1 protein-coding gene and 1 pseudogene are annotated in these 2,456 nt (G+C 41.2%); one reads left to right on the forward strand and one right to left on the reverse strand.

What is annotated here, in order from left to right:
- Positions 1–2 precede the first annotated feature (2 nt).
- Positions 3–1,604: an NAD(P)H-quinone oxidoreductase subunit 4 gene (locus tag NJ959_RS28535; RefSeq protein WP_254015142.1), complete on the forward strand. Its 1,602-nt coding sequence runs from the start codon at positions 3–5 to the stop codon at positions 1,602–1,604.
- 225 nt (positions 1,605–1,829) lie between these two features.
- Here the strand turns inward: NJ959_RS28535 and NJ959_RS28540 are convergent.
- Positions 1,830–2,456, reverse strand: a pseudogene (locus NJ959_RS28540) (hypothetical protein); the annotation flags it as partial.

The raw sequence follows: 2,456 nt of genomic DNA on the forward strand, positions 1-2,456 counted from the left end.
CTATTATTCTCTTGCCCTTAGTGGCATCACTAGCGATTCCTCTCATTCCTGATAAAGCGGGTAAAACTGTTCGCTGGTATGCCCTTGGGGTTAGCATTACGGACTTTTTACTTACACTCTGTGGCTTCTCGAATCATTACGATTTGAACACCTCAGCGTTTCAACTTCGCGAAACTCATCCTTGGATACCACAAATTGGCTTAAATTGGTCTGTAGCAGTTGATGGCTTATCCATGCCCCTGATTGTTTTAGCAGGATTGGTAACCACCCTCGCTATCTTAGCCTCCTGGAAAGTCAATAGCAAGCCTCGTCTCTTTTACGCCCTGATGCTGGTGATGTACAGTGCGCAGATTGGGGTATTTGCGGCACAGGATTTACTCTTATTCTTCTTTATGTGGGAACTAGAATTAGTTCCCGTTTACCTGCTAATTTCCATCTGGGGTGGGGAAAAGCGTCTATATGCAGCAACTAAGTTTATCCTTTACACGGCGGCGGGTTCTATTTTTATCCTGGTAGCCGGATTAGCCATGGCGTTTTATGGCGATACAGTTACCTTTGATATACAGGAATTAGCTAACAAACATTACCCCTTGGGGATGGAATTGTTACTTTATGCTAGTTTCCTAATTGCCTTTGGGGTAAAATTACCAATTTTCCCTTTACATACTTGGTTACCTTTTGCCCACAGCCAAGCTTCTGCACCTGTTTCGATGATTTTAGCTGGTGTATTGCTGAAGATGGGGGGCTACGGATTAATGCGAATGAATGTGGAAATATTACCCAATGCTCACATTCACTTTGCCCCAATCCTGGTAGTTTTAGGTGTAGTGAATATAGTCTACGGCGCGTTGATGGCATTTTCTCAAGATAATCTCAAGCGGCGTTTGGCTTATTCTTCAATTTCCCACATGGGTTTTGTGCTAATTGGCATTGCTTCCTTTAGTGAATTGGGGATGAATGGTGCTATGCTGCAAATGATTTCTCACGGATTGATTGCGGCTGCATTATTCTTCTTATCTGGGGTGGCTTATGAGCGTACTCATACCTTGGAAATGGATAAAATGGGTGGAATGGCGAAAGCAATGCCCAAAGTATTTGCCCTCTTTACTATTGGTTCGATGGCATCTCTAGCATTACCGGGAATGAGTGGTTTTGTGGCTGAGTTGTCGGTATTTGTAGGGATGGCTACCAGCGATGTTTACAGTTCGATGTTCAAAGTTCTCTTTGTTTTGTTAGCAGCAGTAGGATTAATTCTGACTCCGATTTATCTACTTTCAATGTTGCGTCAGGTATTCTACGGAAATACTAATTCTGAACTTAATTTGCCTAAATATTTAGGTGATGCTAGCTCTCGTGAGATCTTTGTAACTCTCTGCTTATTACTCCCGATTATAGGGATTGGTTTCTATCCGAAAATGGCAACTCAAACCTATGATGTCAAGACAGTAGCGGTTACGGCTGAGGTGCGTCAAGCCTTGCCGATAATTGCTCAAGAGCGGAGTAATTTGTACTCTGAGATGTTAAATGCCCCTTCATTACTGACGGTTAAGCCTCAAGCTCTGGTTGGTGTTGTGAATAGTATTACTAGCACACCGATTCAGTAATTTCAAAAACCCGGTTTCGGTTTGGGAAATACCGAGATTTTAATTATGAATTATCGCATTTGCCAGGGCGATTAGGAAAAGGGGCTTAAGCCCCTTGTTAACTTTGCTTACCTGAGAATGCCCTAACCGCTCTGGCAGTTGCTATATCTGATTATTTAATATTTTTTGCGGAAATTGTTCTCCTAATCACCAGAATACTTCAGGCTAGTAAATAGATAATTATCCTTACCTTTTTCCTAATATACAAGTGGCTTTTAGTACAATAAATCCTTCACTCTCAAAAACTGAACAGTCATTAACTACCTTTGATAAAGCAGGAATAATTCCTTGTGCTATATTTTTTTCTGCTTCTAGGATAGCTGGCTGATATGGCTGCAACCATTCATTCTGGGCAAGATATTCTGGTGTGAATGAATTATCCTCTAGTAACCAGAAATCGATACCGAATTTTTGGATAAAATCTTTAACCTCTGTCATATCTGGAGTATACTGAGCCTGAATTAATTCTATTATCCGTTGCCGAAATTGGCGAGAATAACCCAAATGGTATGGAATGGCATATTCCCGCCCTACTAAAATGCTTCTTTGGGCAAATGTTGGTAGGTTATTTGCTTCTGCTGCTAAAGATGCTATTAAACTGTCTTTGGGTTGTGATTGAAAGAAGTGATATAAGGTGGGAAAATGCCCTTCTTTGTATTTGGTGAGGGGAAAGTCATCGACTAAGGCGGGATAGAAAATTATTGCCGCTGTAATTAAGGCTGTTAATCCGATTGATAATAACTGATAACGTGATTGAAATGGAGGAAAAGACAAATAATTGTGAATTTCTCCCCTCTTTCCCCCACTCCCCAC

This window comes from Limnofasciculus baicalensis BBK-W-15, from assembly GCF_024178385.1.
Taxonomy (GTDB): Bacteria; Cyanobacteriota; Cyanobacteriia; order Cyanobacteriales; family Coleofasciculaceae; genus Limnofasciculus; species Limnofasciculus baicalensis.